The following is a 13,327-nucleotide window of genomic DNA, read 5'->3' as shown; positions in this document are numbered from 1 at the left end:
TCACCACTCACATGATGTGCAGACCACCGTCGACCATCAACGTGGTGCCGGTGATGAAGGACGCTTCGCCCGAGGCCAGCCACACGATGGGCCAGGCGATTTCTTCGGGCGAGGCCCAGCGGCCGATCAGCGAGCTGTCCTTGCGCTCGGTCTTGAGCTGCTCGACGCTCTTGCCCGCGCCCTGCGCGCGGCCGACGTGGAAGTCGGTCAGTGTGGAACCGGGGCAGACCGCGTTGGCGCGCACGCCGTGCGGCGCTTCCTCGAAGGCCAGGCTGCGCGTGAACGCGAGCTGGGCCGCCTTGGTCGCGTCGTACAGCGCCATGCCCTTGCGCCCGGTCACGGCGTAGCAGGACGAGACGTTGACGATGGCGCCCGCGCCGCTGTGCCGCAGGGCCGGCAGGGCCGCGCCGCAGTAGTTGGACATGCCCACCAGGTTCACGCCCACCATGGCCTGCCATTCGGCGGCCGTGGCGTTGGCGGCGGCGGTGTAGTTGCGCATGGCCGCGTTGTTGACCAGGATGTCGAGCCCACCCCATTGCCCGGTGCACTGCGCCACCGCCGCTTTCGCGGCGGCCTCGTCGGCCACGTTGGCGGCAACGGTGCTCACGCGCGCTTGCGGCATGGCCTGCAGGATGCTTTCCTGGGTGCGCGCCAGGGCCTGGGCGTCGGCGTCCACCAGCAGCACGGCCGCGCCTTCGCGGCAGAACAGCCGGGCCGCGGCGGCGCCGATGCCGGCGCCCCCGCCGGTGATCAGCGCGGTCTTGCCCGCCAGACGGGGTTCGCGTTGGGGTTCGCTCATGGGTCGCTCACTCCGCCTTGGCGCCGGTGGCCTTGATGACCTTGCCCCAGCGCACGATCTCGGTGCCGATCCAGTCGCTGAACTGCTTGGGCGAGCCCGCGATGATGTCGAACTCCATCTCGTGCAGGCGCTTCTGGATCTCGGGCGAGTTCAGGATGCGCACCATCTCTTCGTTGTAGCGGTTGATGATGGCCGGTGGCGTGCCGGCGGGTGCGAGCAGGCCGATCCACGAGGTGGCCTCGAAGTCCTTCAGGCCGGACTCGGCGAGCGTGGGCACATCGGGCGTGCTGGGAAAGCGCTTGGGGCCGGTGGAGGCCAGCAGCTTGAGGCGGCCTTCCTTCACGAAGCCCTGCACGTTGCCCGGCACGAAGAAGCCGGCCTGGATGTTGCCCGCGATCAGGTCGGTGACGGCCGGGCCCGCGCCCCGGTAGGGCACGTGCGTCATGTGGAAGCCCGCCGCCGACTTCATCATTTCCATGGTGAGGTGCGAGGCGCTGCCCATGGCGATCGAGCCGTAGGTGTATTTCGTCGGGTTGGCCTTGGCCTTGGCGATGAAGTCCTTGACGTCGGTGAAACCGGAGGCGGGGTTCACCGCCAGGTATTGCGGAGCCTTCACCGCGAGCGTGATCGGGGCCAGGTCCTTCACCGGGTCGTAGGGCATCTTGTCGAACAGCGTGACGTTGATCGCCAGCGGACCGTTGTAGCCGATCAGCAGCGTGTGCCCATCGGGCGCGGAGCGCGCCACTTCATAGGCGCCGATGTTGCCGCCCGCGCCGGGCTTGTTCTCGACCACGAAGGGCTGGCCGAACGCCTTCTGCAGCTCGGGGCCGATCAGGCGCGCGAGCACGTCGTTGGTGCTGCCGACGATGGGCACGATGATGCGCACCGGCTTGCTCGGGCGCCAGTCGGCGCCTTGCGCCCAGGCCGAGGTGGCCGCGCAGGCCGCGAGCGCGACGGCGGCCGCGAGTTTGAGATGGGACTTCATGGGTGTCTCCTGTGTTGGTCTGTCGTGGGGGAAAAGGGGAAGCCGCTCAGAGGCTGAAGACCGGTTTCTTCGTGGCGTCGGCGAGTTCCTCGCGCGCCCAGGCCACCGGGTCCTGCTCCTTGGGCAGCAGCACGCCGGCGGGGCGCACGTGCTGTGCGCTGGCGTCGAGCGCGGGCGGCGTCTGGCCCTGCTCCAGGCCGAGCGCGGCTTCGTGCAGCATGCGGCGCGCCATCACGATGGCCTTGTCGGTGGGCAGCAGTTTCTCGGCCTCGTGGTCCTGGATGGTGCCCATGCTTTCCTGCAGCGAGTAGTCCTGCGCGGAGAAGCCGAAGACGCCGCTGTAGGAGCGGTCTTCGCGCTGGGCCACGCGGTCCATGCCGTAGTCGTTGTCGCGGTTCTGCTTGGGGATGAAGCTGCCCGGCGCCTCGTACTCGACGTGGATGCCCTTGCCCTCCTGCATCGCGGTGCGCTCTTCCTCGGTGAGCGGCTGGCCGGGTTGCCAGTTGATGCTCCAGGCCCAGCAGTTGTGGTCGTCGATCGGCACCCACACATGCGCACCCAGCGCGTGGTCGCCGAACGGCGCGATGAGCGTGAACCAGGGGAACAGCCACTGCGTGATGCGCCAGTAATAGGAATCGGGCTCGCCGTTGCGGCGGCCGAACAGGCTCAGGCCGAAGGGCGTCTGCTCGATCTCGAACTTCACGTTGCCGTCGGCCTTGATGTAGTCCAGCGCCTTGACGCCCTGGTGCATGGGGTCGGTGTCGACCTCGAAGCGGTGCACGTAGGACACGTGGGCGGTGTCGATGCCGCCTTCCATGGCCTGCAGCCAGTTGCTGTATTGCAGGCGCTTGGAGACGAACACGTGTTCGGGCGGCAGCGTGCACCACTCCAGCTCGGGCGGCGCGGGCTGCTGGTCGGCCGGGCCCATGTAGGTCCAGACGATGCCGCCGCGCTCGACGCAGGGATAGCCCTTGATGTGCATGCGCGCGCAGGCCTGCGGCGCGGAAGGCACGTCCACGCACTGTCCATCGCCGTCGAACTTCACACCGTGGTACGCGCAGCGGATGCCGTTTTCCTCGTTGCGGCCGAAGTAGAGCGAGACGCCGCGGTGCGAGCAGAACTCGCCGATCAGGCAGGCCTTGCCGTCGGTGTTGCGAAAGGCCAGCAGCTTCTCGCCGAGCAGCTGCACGCGCACCTGCGGCCCGTCGGCCTCGGGGATTTCGCTCGATGCCAGCGCGGGCACCCAGTAGCGGCGCATGAGGTTGCCCATGCGGGTGCCGGGACCGACGCGGGTGAGCGTTTCAGACATTTCCTTGTTCACTGGGGGGACTCCGTGGGGTGGGTTGCTTGTACGTCAGGTGAGACAGGTGTCCATTCTAGAAATCCCACTTGATCCATGTCAAAGAAAATGAGCCGACTGTCCATCAGGCGGACGCATTTCATACAATGCGGGCTCCAACACCCGGGAGATGGCGATGAGCATCGACAAGAGCAACGAAGGCGTGCGCGCCGTGGACCGCGCGCTGGACATCCTGATGGCCTTTCGCGCGGGCGACCGGCAGCTGAGCGCGAGCGAGCTGCTCAAGCGCGTGGACCTGAGCCGCCCCACGCTGTACCGGCTGCTGCGCACGCTGGAGCTGCGCGGTTTCATCGTGTCCGTGGGCGAGCCGCAGCGTTTCCAGCTCGGCCCGTCGGTGGCGCACCTGGCGCACATGTGGACCTCGGGCCTGGACCTGGCAACGCTGTCGCAGCCCATGATGCGGCGCCTGTGGGAACAGACGGGCGAGACGGTGGCGCTGCTGGTGCACCACGGCGAGGAGCGGGTGTGTGTGGCGGAGATGCCGAGCGCGCAGCCGCTGAGCTTCAAGCGCGGCGTGGGCCACAGCGAGAAGGTGATCCTGGGCGCGAGCGGGCGCGCCATTCTCGCGTTCGCGCCCGATGCGCTGCACTACATCGAGGGCCGCATCCCGAAGGCGCGCCAGAAGGCCTACCTGGACGAGCTGGTGCGCATCCGCGAGGCCGGCTATGCGATCAGCCGCGACGAGCTGATCCGGGGCGCGGTGGCGATCGCCGCGCCGTTTTTCTCGGCCGGCGCCAAGGTGGTGGGCTCGCTCGCGGTGTACGGCCCGAGCGCGCGCGTGGACGACGCGCAGGTCAGGCGCATCGCGCAATGGCTGCTGGAGGCCGCGCGCGATCTCTCGCAGAAGGCCGGCGCCGGCCCATAGCGCGCGGGCCTATGATGGCCGCTTCATCCCCTCAGGAAGGAACCGCCCATGAAAGCCATCGCCGCCCTGTGCTGCGCCTCTGCCCTGCTGGTGTTCGCCGCGCCGACGCTGGCCGAACGAGCCCTCTTCCGCCTGCCAGGCCAAGCGCCGCAACATCGAGGCCCAGCTGGCCAACGCCACCGAGCACGGCCGCAAGCAGGAAGTGGCCGGGCTGAAGAAGGCCTTGCGCGCCAACCAGGCCAACTGCACCGACGCATCGCTGGAGAAAGAGCGCAGCGCCGAGATCAGACAGGCGCAGAAGAAGGTGGCCGAGCGCGAGAAGAGCCTGCGCGAGGCCCAGCAGAAAGGCGACCCGAAGAAGCTGGCCGAGCGCCAGGCCAAGCTGGACGAGGCGCGCCGTGAACTGACCGAGGCCGAGCGGCCGATCGAGCGCTGAACGGCCTGCGCGCCGCCGTTCAGACGGTGGTTTCCATCAGGCAGCGGGTGACGCGCGGCGGTTCGTCGCCAAGGTGAAAGGCGAGCTTGCGGTCGCGCAGCGCGACATCGGCGGCGGTGACGCGGTCGAAGCGGCGCAGGTGGTCCGTCCACGACTCGTCGACGATGACCTCGACGAAGCGGCCCGGGTCGTTGATGTCGTGCAGCAGCTCCCAGGACAGGGCGCCGTGGCGCAGCCGGCCGCGCCGGCTTTCGTTGAGCATCAGCAACCGGAATTCCGCCGCGCGCGCGGGGTCGACGCGGTACTCGATGCTGACCATCACATGGCCATGCCCCGGCGGCTCGGGGGTCGACGGGGCGGGGAAGATGCGCTTGGGGGTGAGGTCGTCTTCCAGCCCGGCGTCGGGCATCCAGCGGTTGACGGCCGCCATGGCGCTGATGCCGCTGACGGCGGCGATGCCCAGGCAGACGGGCACGCTGGTCCAGGTGGCGACCTGGCCCCAGAGCGCCGCGCCCGCCGCGCTGCCGCCCATGATGGACATCTGGTAGATCGACATGCCGCGCGCGCGCACCCAGTCGGGCAGGCCCATCTGGATCGACACGCTGAGCGTGTTGCGCCACGGTGATCCAGGCCGCGCCGCCGAGGAACATCGCGGGCACGGCGATCCAGAGCTGGTGGGTCACGGCCATGACGGCCATCGCCGTGGCCTGCACCGCGGCGCCGCGCAGCACCAGACCGTCGCGCGAGTAGCGGCGGCGCAGGCGCGGCAGGAAAGCGGTGGAGGTGATGGCGCCCGCGCCCATGGCCGCCAGCAGCAGGGTGAAGGTGCCGGCGCCGCCGTCCTGCATGCCGCGCGCGATCAGGGCCAGCAGGGCCATCAGCGCGGTGGAGTGGAAGAAGAAGATCGAGATGCGCAGCAGCACGCCCTTGAGCAGGTAGGACTGCGCCACGTACTGCAGGCCCACGCGCATCGCCGAGCCCAGGCGCTCGCGGCCCAGCGGGTTGGGGGTGTGCTCGCGCTTCCAGCGGCTGATGATGATGGCCGCCCCGATCGACAGCAGCGCGTTGAACAGGAAGACCCAGGCGCTGCCGGCGCTGGCGATCAGCGCGCCGGCGACCAGCGGGCCGATGATGCGCGAGGCGTTCATCGACACGCCATTGAGCCCGAGCGCCGCCGGCAGCTGCGAGCGGGGCACGAGCTCGGGCACGATGGCCGAGAAGACCGGCCAGCGCATCGCCATGCCGATGCCGTTGGCGAAGATCAGCACCAGCAGCAGCGGGGGCGTCATCACGTCGAGGAAGATGACCACGCTCAGCAGGGTTGCGCACCGCCGCCACCCACAGCTGGGTGAAGAGGAAGTAGCGCTTGCGGTCCAGGTTGTCGGCCAGCGCCCCGCTGGGCAGGCCGAGCAGGAACACGGGCAAGGTGGCGGCCGTCTGCACCAGCGCCACCCACAGCGGCTTGGTGGTCAGCGAGGTCATCATCCAGGCCGCCGCCACCTCGCTCATCCACATGCAGATGTTGGCCATGAGCCAGGTGGTCCACAACATGCGGAACACCGGCAGACGCAGGGGAGCGATGGGCGAGAGGCTGTCGTCGTCGGCTTGGGACATGGTGGGGCCACTGTAAAGGACAAAGCCAGGGCCGCTGCGCCCGGGAAAGGGGTTCTTACAGCCCTCTTTGCGACACCACGCCCGGTCTGGCCGAGTAGCGCACCAGGCCGTCCAGGGCCTCGATCTCCACGCGCGCCTGGCGCCGGCCATAGACCTCGGCCTTGAGCCATTCGAGTTCGGCGTCCAGGCGTTCCTGGTCGGCCAGGGTGCAGTACCAGACCTTGGCATCGCCGTCCCACCGGTAGCCCCGGGCCTTGAGCAGGTCCTTGGACTCGAACGGCGAGCCGGTGGCGCGCAGCTTGAAGCTGGCCTGGGCCGCCACCGAGATCAGCCGGTTCAGGCCGGTGGCCGGGCCCTGCGGGCCCACGGGCCGCGAGAGCACCTGCAGCAAGGCGTGGCAATCCACCTGGGCGCGGTGGGCGTCGTAGAACCAGCCGTGGTTCTGCGCCAGCGCGCTGAGCTTGGCCGACTCGGCGCCCGCGGCCTTCCAGTCGATGTCCGCGAAGGAGCAGGCCCAGGCCTTGGCCGCGAAGCCGGGGAAGCGCGCTTCCACGAAAGGGCGGTCGAAGCCGGCGTTGTGCGCCACGATGAGATCGGCTTGGGCCACCAGGGCCTCGACCTGCGCATCGTCCAGCCGGTGCCCGGCCACCATGTCGTCGCTGATGCCGGTCACCTGCTGGGCCACGGCCGGGATCGGCATGCCCGGGTCTTCAAAGCCTTCGAACAGCGTCACCGGCCCGAACGGCAGGCCCGAGGCGAGGTCCACGTCCACCAGCAGCATCGCCAGTTCGATGATCTTGTCGGCCTGGTGCGACAGGCCGGTGGTCTCGGTGTCGAGCACCAGCACGCGCCGGCTGCCCGACGCGGCCTGCCCGGCCTGCGCGGGGCCGTAGTCCGTGACGGGCACGAGGCGGCGCAGGACGCGGAAGTCGGGGTTCCGCTCCAGGCGTTGCGCCATCTCCTCCAGGGTAAGTGTGGGCGGGAGCGGGGCGCAGGGGGCCGGCTTGGCCCGTCTGGCACGCGAGACAGAGGGGGCGGCGGGCACGGGCAGGGGCTCCAACGGGCCCGGCAGGTCAAATTCGAAGCTGGACTGATTCATCCATGAAGCCTACCTCACCCGCCGCCTCTCAAGGCATTTCAATCCGAGCTGCGCTGATGATGCCCTTCCACATGGCCGCCTCCGCCGCGAGGTGGGTGCCGAATTCCTCGGCCTTGAAGGCGGAGGGCACCAGGCTCATGCCGCGGATCTGCTCCTGCATCTTCGGCTCGGCCATCATGGCCGCGAACTCGCTGCGCAGCCGCGCGACCACGGGCGCGGGCGTGCGCGTGGGCACGAACATGCCGTACCAGTAGGTCATGGTGTAGCCGCCGGGAATCAGGTTGAGTTCCTGCAGCGTGGGCAGCTCGGGCAGGCCGGGATCGCGCGCCAGGCCGGTGGTGGCCAGGCCACGCACGGTCTGCGCAGCGATCTGCACCTTCTGCGTGGTGAGGTTGTCGATCGAGCTGTCGATCTGGCCGCTGCGCCACGCCCTGCGCAACCTCGCCACTGCTCTTGTAGGGCACGTGCACCATCTCCAGCCCGGCGCGGGCCTTGAGCAGCTCCAGCGCCAGGTGGCCGGCCGAACCCACACCGGCCGACCCAAAGGTGTACTTGCCGGGGTTGGCCCGCACGGCGGCCAGGAATTCGGGCGCGGTACGGAACGGCAGCTTCGGGTTGACCACCAGCGCGAAGTTGCCCACGCCCACCTGGCCGATGGGCACGAAGTCGCGCAGGAAATCGAAGCGGGTCTTGCGCAGGTAGGGCAGCAGCACCACGGGCGAGGCGGTGAGCAGCACGGTGTGGCCGTCGGCGGGCGCGGCGGCGACGAATTCCGTGCCCAGCTGCGTGCCGCCGCCGGGTTTGTTTTCCACGATCACGGCCTGGCCCAGCGGTGTCGCCAGGCGTTGCGCGATCAGCCGGGCCACGAGGTCGGTGCCGCCGCCCGGGCCTTGCGGCACCACGAGGCGGACCACGCGTTCCGGGTAGTCGGCGGCCAGGGTCGTGGGGGCGACGGCCGCGATGCCGGCGAGGGCGAGGGCGTGCATCACGCCGCGAAGGAATGTTCTTCTCATGTCGGTCTCCTGGGGGGTGGTCGTCGGGTCGGGTCTGGCTGCCCGTTCGCTGACGCCGCGGGTGTCAGTCGCCGCGGATGTCGTTGCTTTCGATCAGCTTCTTCCACATGGCGGCCTCGGTCGCCACGTTGTCCTTGAACTGCGCGGGGCCCAGTTCGGAAGGCAGCAGCACGAAGTCCTTCACGCGCTGCAGGATCTCGGGGTCCTTCATCGCGGTGGTGAACTCGCGCTGCAGGCGCTGCACCACGGCCGCGGGTGTGCGCACCGGGACGAAGAGCCCGTACCAGTAGGTCATGTGGTAACCGCCGGGCACCACGCCGGTCTCGTTGAAGGTGGGCAGCTGCGGCAGGTTGGGGTCGCGCGCGAGCCCGGTGGTCGCCAGCGCCCTCACCTTCTGGGTGTCGATCAGCGCCTTCTGGATCGTGAGGATGTCGATCGACACGTCGATCTGCCCGCTCAGCAGGGCCTGGGCGATGTCGCCGCTGCTCTTGTAGGGCACGTGCACGAGCTCGATGCCGGTCTTGCTCTTGAGCAGTTCCAGCGCCAGGTGCCCGGCCGAGCCCATGCCGGCGGAGCCGTAGGTGTACTTGCCCGGGTTCGCCTTGGCGGCTTCGATGAACTCGGCCAGGGTGCGGAACGGCAGCCTGGGGTTGACGACCAGCGCGAAGGTGCCCAGCCCCACCTGGCCGATGGGCGTGAAGTCGCGCGGCAGCTCGAAGCGCGTCTTGCGCAGGTAGGGGATGGTCAGCACCGAGGACGACGACAGCATGATGGTGTGCCCATCGGGCGGCGAGGAAGCCACGTACTCGGCACCGGTCTGCGTGCCCGCGCCGGGCCGGTTCTCGACCACGATGGGCTGGCCCAGGGAAGGCGACATCTTCTGGGCCAGCACGCGCGCCACCAGGTCGGTGCCGCCGCCGGTGCCGTGGGGCACGACGAATTTGATGACACGCGTGGGAAAGTCATTGCGCAGGGCCGTCAGGGGCAGCACGGCGGCCAGCAGGAGGGTGGGCAGGTGGAGGCGCATGGTTCGTGTTCTGGAAGTGGGGTGAACAGCGGGGATGGCGTTCAATCGAGTGTGGCGGCGGCCCCTGCCCCGGTCCATTCGCTTTTGGCCCGCGCGGGCTTCGCGTTCTGCGAAGCAGCCGACGGTGTGCCCGCCGAGTCCACGATGTGGCGCGCGGCCCGGTAGGCGAAGGCGATGGCCGGCCCGAGGTTGCAGCCCGCGGCAGGGTGCGTGCCCAGGCTGGGGTTGTTCATGTCCACGCCGCAGGCGTACAGGCCAGGGATCGGTGCGTTGTCGGCATCCAGCACGCGGGCGTGCGTGTCGGTGACCAGGCCGCAGGTCGTGCTGCTGTCCCCCGGGTAGAGGCGCACCGCGTAGAACGGCCCCTGCGCGATCTCGCCCAGGCAGGGGTTGGGGCCGTGCGCCGGATCGCCGTCGCCCCGGCTGTAGATGTCCGCACCCTTGCGGAACTCGAGGTCGACGCCAGTGCGCGCATAGCCGTTGAGCCGCTCGACCGAGGCCTGCAGGCCGGCGGCGTCGATGCCCAATTTTTCGGCCAGCGCGGCCAGCGTGGGCGCCTGCACGAGGTAGCCCTCGCGGACGAAGGAGCGGTAGGGAAACGGGAACGGCCGCACCAGGCCTATGCCGTACTTGCGCAGAAATCGTTGGTCGCCGATCAGGTAGGCCGGCACCGCGCCGGCCGCGTGCATGGCGATCACGAAGTCGTGGTACGAGCAAGCCTCGTTGACGAAGCGCCGGCCGTGGGCGTCCACCACGATGGCGCCCGGCTTGCAGCGGTCCAGCCGGAAGTGCGGGTGCTTGACCACCTCGCCGTTCTTGCGGCGCAGCACGGAGACCGGTGCGCGGCAGTAGTCCGACACATTGCCCTGGGCCATGCGCCCACCCACGTCCATGGCGCGGCGCAGGCCGTCGCCCACGTTGCTCTCGGGCGGCAGGCCGATGTGCTCGGCGGCGTAGGCGGTGTGTGCCGCGCGCATCACCGGATCGCCCGAAAACCCACCCGAGGCCAGCACCACCGCGCCGGCGCGCACTTCCTGACGCACACCGTTCTCCTCGAAGACCACGCCGCTCACGCGGCCTGCGTCCTGGATCAGCCGGATGAACGGCGCGTTCACGCGCAGGTCCACGCCACTGTCCAGCGCCGACTTCAGCAGCATGCCGATCAGCGCGTTGCCGCGCTGGCGGCGCGTGGAGCGGCCGTACAGCAAAAGGTCCGAGTAGTGCTTGAACAGCCGCCGGGCGCTGTAGAGGAAGGCGCCGGGCGACTGCAGCGCCGCGCTCAGCTGCGCGAGGTCGCGGCTGTCGGTCTGCATGCCGTGGAACACGGTGATGGCGGGCAGCGGGTTCTTGATGAGCTTGTAGGCCTTGCCGAGTTGGCGGTCATCGAAGGGCTCGGGGTAGACCGTGCGCCCCTTGATGCCGGCGCCGGGCACGTCGGTGCGGTAGTCGGCGCCGCCGTAGAGGCGAAAGCGCACGCTGCTGTGCTGTTCGAGGAAGTCGACCGCCTCGATGCCGCCTTCCAGCCAGGCGCGCACCTGCGCGGCATCCATGCGCTCGCCCACGAGGTGGGCGAGGTAGGTCATGGGCGCCTCGGGGTCGGTTTCGGCCGGCACGTGGCGGTTGCCAGGCAGCCAGGCCGCGCCGCCGGAGGTGGCGCTGGTGCCGCCCACCTGGGCGGTTTTTTCCAGCAACAGCACACGGCGGCCCAGCGCGCGCGCCACGACGGCGGCCGTCAGGCCCGCGATGCCGGAGCCGACGACGACCACGTCGACGTTGGCGGAGAGATTCGGAAAGGTGGAGGCTTGCATGGGCGGGCCCTAGGTGGGGAAGGATTCGCGCCACAGGTCCAGCGCCTGCTGGACGGGCCGATCGGAATAGCTGAACAGCACGGTGTCTTCGTCGGCCTCCAGCTGGTACGGCATCCACGAAGGGCACACGAACACGTCGCGCGGCCCGAAGGCCATCTCGTGATCGCCCACGGTGCAACGCCCCCGGCCATCGACGACCGCGTAGACCGTGGAATCGGTGGCGCGGTAGGCGGCACCGCGAAAACCGCCGGGCAGCAGCTGCATGAAGGTGCCGATGGTGGGCATGGCCCAGCCGCCGGTCAATGGGTTGGTGTACTGCAACTTGTGGCCCCAGCAGGCGTGCGGGTCTTCGGCGCGCGCGAGCGTGTGCAGCGCCTCGCGCGTGCGGTCGTAGGGGTACCAGAACAGCGGCGAGGTGCGCGAGCGGCTCACGTGCTCGACCGGCTTGAGCGTCTGGCCGAAACGCGCGAGGTTGCTGCCCGCGTGGGCGTGCGGCACCTGGGTCTCCTGCGCCCCGTCCTCGCGGAACTGGGCGTCGAGCAACTCGACGATGGGCAGGTCCAGCCCGTCGAGCCAGACCATGGGCTCGCTGGAGAGGTTGCCATGGTCGTGGAAGGTCCAGGAGGGCGTGATGACGAAATCACCCACGTGCATGGTGACGCGCTCGCCGTCGACCGTGGTGTAGGCGCCATCGCCCTGCAGGATGAAGCGCAGCGCCGATTGCGAATGCCGGTGCGAGGGCGCGACTTCGCCGGGCAGGATCAGTTGCAGGCCCGCATAGAGGCTGTGCGTGACACGCGTCTGCCCGCGCAGGCCGGGGTTTTCCAGCACGATGACGCGGCGCTCGGCTTCGCGCGCGGTGATCAGGCGCCCGCTCTCCTGCAGCCAGGGCCACACCGTGTCCCACGACCACAGGTGGGGCAGGCAGGGCGTCTTGGGCGTGCGGGTCACCACGCCGTGCAGCACCTCCCACAGGGGCGCGCAATGCCCCGCATCGATGCGGCCGTAGAAGGCCGCGCGGTCGGCCTGGGCCGATGGGGCCACGCCCCGCACCACGGCGGCCGTCATGCCACGCACTCCGGCTGCGGCTGGGCGGCGCGCACCTGCACGCTGATCTGCCCCACGCCGTCGAAAGCACAATCGATGCGGTCGCCGGGCAGCACCGGGCCGACGCCCTCGGGCGTGCCGGTGAGCAGCACGTCGCCCGGGTGCAGCGTGTAGAACGAAGACGCGAACTCGATCAGTGTGCCGATGTCCAGCACCATGTCGCGGGTGTTGGCCGACTGGCGGGGTTCGCCGTTGACGGTGAGCCAGAAATCGATGTTTGACGGGTCGGCGATTTCATCGGCGGTGACCAGCCAGGGCCCGAGCACGGTGAAGCTGTCCACCGACTTGCGCAGGCTGCGCTCCTCGGGGCCACGCGCTGTCATGTCCAGACCCACCGCGTAACCGGCCACATGAGACAGCGCCTGCGCGCGAGTGATGTTGCGCCCGGCCTTGCCGATGACCACCGCCAGCTCCGCCTCGTGGTCGTTGCGCCGATCCAGGTGCTGCAGCGCCACGCCCTCATGGGGCCCGACCACGGAGCTGGTGGCCTTGAGGAACAGGCCGATCTGGCGGATCTCCTTCACCTGCTGGTGGTGGTGGATGTCGGCCTGGGCGCGCGCCTCGTCGAGGTGTCTGGCGTAGTTGACGGGTGCGGCCACGATCTTGCCGGGGTTGCGCCACCGGGCTGAGCAGGCGCGCGCCCGCCAGCGGGCGCGCCTTCGCGGTGGGGAGCAGGCGCTCGATCGCTTCGCGCACCTGCGCGAGATGGGCGATCAGCGGGTCCACGCGCGGCAGTGGGTAGCGCACCTGCGGCAGCACATCGAGTGCGGCCGTCACGTCGTACAGCGTCTGCTCGCGCACCACGCCCAGGCGGTCGTCGTCGTATCGACAGAGTTTCATGAGGGAACCTTGAATCGTTGCGAAAAAAGAAGTGCACTCGCTCAGTACTGCGAAGCCGGCACGCGCAGCACCAGCCCGTCGATGGCCCGGCTGACGGCCAGCTGGCAGGCCAGGCGGCTGCCGTCCTCCACGCCCACGGCGAAGGCGAGCATCTTGAGCTCCTGCTCGCCGCGCGGAGGCAGCCGGGCCATGCCCTCGGCATCCACGTACACGTGGCAGGTGGCGCAGGCGCAGGCGCCGCCGCAGTCGGCGTCGATGCCGGGCACGTTGTGCGCCACGGCGACCTCCATCACCGAGGCGCCTTCGTCGCCCTGGCAACGCAGCTGTTCGCCATCGGCGGTCTGAAATTCAATGTGGATCATGAAAAGCGGTTC

Annotated in this window: 12 protein-coding genes and 2 pseudogenes; 2 read left to right on the top strand and 12 right to left on the bottom strand. The window is 69.5% G+C overall.

The genetic code is table 11. The features are described from left to right. Window positions 1-7 precede the first annotated feature (7 nt). The 3 genes from ACFJGX_RS07930 to ACFJGX_RS07920 are packed head-to-tail and all read right to left on the bottom strand — an operon-like array spanning window position 8 to window position 3,105. Window positions 8-799: an SDR family NAD(P)-dependent oxidoreductase gene (locus ACFJGX_RS07930; RefSeq protein ID WP_382322092.1), complete on the bottom strand. Its 792-nt coding sequence runs from the start codon at window positions 797-799 to the stop codon at window positions 8-10. Between the two features lie 7 nt (window positions 800-806). Continuing rightward, complete coding sequence (locus ACFJGX_RS07925) at window positions 807-1,784, bottom strand: Bug family tripartite tricarboxylate transporter substrate binding protein (protein WP_382322093.1); 978 nt, start codon at window positions 1,782-1,784, stop codon at window positions 807-809. A gap of 46 nt (window positions 1,785-1,830) precedes the next feature. After that, window positions 1,831-3,105: a Rieske 2Fe-2S domain-containing protein gene (locus ACFJGX_RS07920; RefSeq protein ID WP_382322094.1), complete on the bottom strand. Its 1,275-nt coding sequence runs from the start codon at window positions 3,103-3,105 to the stop codon at window positions 1,831-1,833. Window positions 3,106-3,259: 154 nt separating this feature from the next. Here ACFJGX_RS07920 and ACFJGX_RS07915 point away from each other — a divergent pair, with 154 nt between their 5' ends. After that, a complete protein-coding gene (locus ACFJGX_RS07915) occupies window positions 3,260-4,009 on the top strand; it encodes an IclR family transcriptional regulator (RefSeq protein WP_382153793.1) in 750 nt (249 codons plus the stop codon). A 79-nt stretch (window positions 4,010-4,088) separates the two neighbouring features. Continuing rightward, window positions 4,089-4,445, top strand: a complete 357-nt coding sequence (locus ACFJGX_RS07910) for a DUF1090 domain-containing protein (RefSeq protein WP_382328638.1) — start codon at window positions 4,089-4,091, stop codon at window positions 4,443-4,445. Window positions 4,446-4,464: 19 nt separating this feature from the next. On the opposite strand, the pseudogene ACFJGX_RS07905 reads toward ACFJGX_RS07910, so the two are convergent. The 9 genes and pseudogenes from ACFJGX_RS07905 to ACFJGX_RS07865 all read right to left on the bottom strand — a co-directional run bounded on the left by ACFJGX_RS07905 (window position 4,465) and on the right by ACFJGX_RS07865 (window position 13,315). Continuing rightward, window positions 4,465-6,059: pseudogene (locus tag ACFJGX_RS07905) on the bottom strand (MFS transporter). 55 nt (window positions 6,060-6,114) lie between these two features. Next, the gene (locus ACFJGX_RS07900) at window positions 6,115-7,017 is read right to left on the bottom strand and encodes a 3'-5' exonuclease (RefSeq protein ID WP_382328160.1); all 903 of its coding nucleotides are present in this window, start codon (window positions 7,015-7,017) and stop codon (window positions 6,115-6,117) included. Window positions 7,018-7,186: 169 nt separating this feature from the next. Continuing rightward, complete coding sequence (locus ACFJGX_RS07895; protein ID WP_382328636.1) at window positions 7,187-7,606, bottom strand: Bug family tripartite tricarboxylate transporter substrate binding protein; 420 nt, start codon at window positions 7,604-7,606, stop codon at window positions 7,187-7,189. Window positions 7,607-7,613: 7 nt separating this feature from the next. Beyond that, window positions 7,614-8,144, bottom strand: a pseudogene (locus tag ACFJGX_RS07890) (Bug family tripartite tricarboxylate transporter substrate binding protein); the annotation flags it as partial. A gap of 91 nt (window positions 8,145-8,235) precedes the next feature. Next, window positions 8,236-9,198: a Bug family tripartite tricarboxylate transporter substrate binding protein gene (locus tag ACFJGX_RS07885; protein WP_382328158.1), complete on the bottom strand. Its 963-nt coding sequence runs from the start codon at window positions 9,196-9,198 to the stop codon at window positions 8,236-8,238. 41 nt (window positions 9,199-9,239) lie between these two features. Then, window positions 9,240-11,006: an FAD-dependent oxidoreductase gene (locus ACFJGX_RS07880; protein WP_382328156.1), complete on the bottom strand. Its 1,767-nt coding sequence runs from the start codon at window positions 11,004-11,006 to the stop codon at window positions 9,240-9,242. A gap of 9 nt (window positions 11,007-11,015) precedes the next feature. Continuing rightward, complete coding sequence (gtdA, locus tag ACFJGX_RS07875) at window positions 11,016-12,074, bottom strand: gentisate 1,2-dioxygenase (protein ID WP_382322099.1); 1,059 nt, start codon at window positions 12,072-12,074, stop codon at window positions 11,016-11,018. Continuing rightward, window positions 12,071-12,712: a fumarylacetoacetate hydrolase family protein gene (locus ACFJGX_RS07870; RefSeq protein ID WP_382322100.1), complete on the bottom strand. Its 642-nt coding sequence runs from the start codon at window positions 12,710-12,712 to the stop codon at window positions 12,071-12,073. Before ACFJGX_RS07870 ends, gtdA begins: the two co-directional genes overlap by 4 nt. A gap of 282 nt (window positions 12,713-12,994) precedes the next feature. Further along, window positions 12,995-13,315, bottom strand: coding sequence for a 2Fe-2S iron-sulfur cluster-binding protein (locus tag ACFJGX_RS07865; protein ID WP_382322101.1), 321 nt, complete (start codon window positions 13,313-13,315; stop codon window positions 12,995-12,997). Between the last annotated feature and the right edge of the window lie 12 nt (window positions 13,316-13,327).

The sequence above is a fragment of the Hydrogenophaga sp. UC242_50 genome, from assembly GCF_042697355.1.
In the GTDB taxonomy this organism is placed as follows: domain Bacteria; phylum Pseudomonadota; class Gammaproteobacteria; order Burkholderiales; family Burkholderiaceae_C; genus Hydrogenophaga.
This window is presented reverse-complemented; position numbering and strand designations above follow the sequence as displayed.

What these genes read in the sequence shown, in the direction of transcription:
- ACFJGX_RS07930 (WP_382322092.1), bottom strand. Translation starts at nt 799, where the DNA reads ATGAGCGAACCCCAACGCGAACCCCGTCTGGCGGGCAAGACCGCGCTG.
- ACFJGX_RS07925 (WP_382322093.1), bottom strand. Translation starts at nt 1,784, where the DNA reads ATGAAGTCCCATCTCAAACTCGCGGCCGCCGTCGCGCTCGCGGCCTGC.
- ACFJGX_RS07915 (WP_382153793.1), top strand. Translation starts at nt 3,260, where the DNA reads ATGAGCATCGACAAGAGCAACGAAGGCGTGCGCGCCGTGGACCGCGCG.
- ACFJGX_RS07900 (WP_382328160.1), bottom strand. Translation starts at nt 7,017, where the DNA reads ATGGCGCAACGCCTGGAGCGGAACCCCGACTTCCGCGTCCTGCGCCGC.
- ACFJGX_RS07885 (WP_382328158.1), bottom strand. Translation starts at nt 9,198, where the DNA reads ATGCGCCTCCACCTGCCCACCCTCCTGCTGGCCGCCGTGCTGCCCCTG.
- ACFJGX_RS07880 (WP_382328156.1), bottom strand. Translation starts at nt 11,006, where the DNA reads ATGCAAGCCTCCACCTTTCCGAATCTCTCCGCCAACGTCGACGTGGTC.
- gtdA (WP_382322099.1), bottom strand. Translation starts at nt 12,074, where the DNA reads ATGACGGCCGCCGTGGTGCGGGGCGTGGCCCCATCGGCCCAGGCCGAC.
- ACFJGX_RS07865 (WP_382322101.1), bottom strand. Translation starts at nt 13,315, where the DNA reads ATGATCCACATTGAATTTCAGACCGCCGATGGCGAACAGCTGCGTTGC.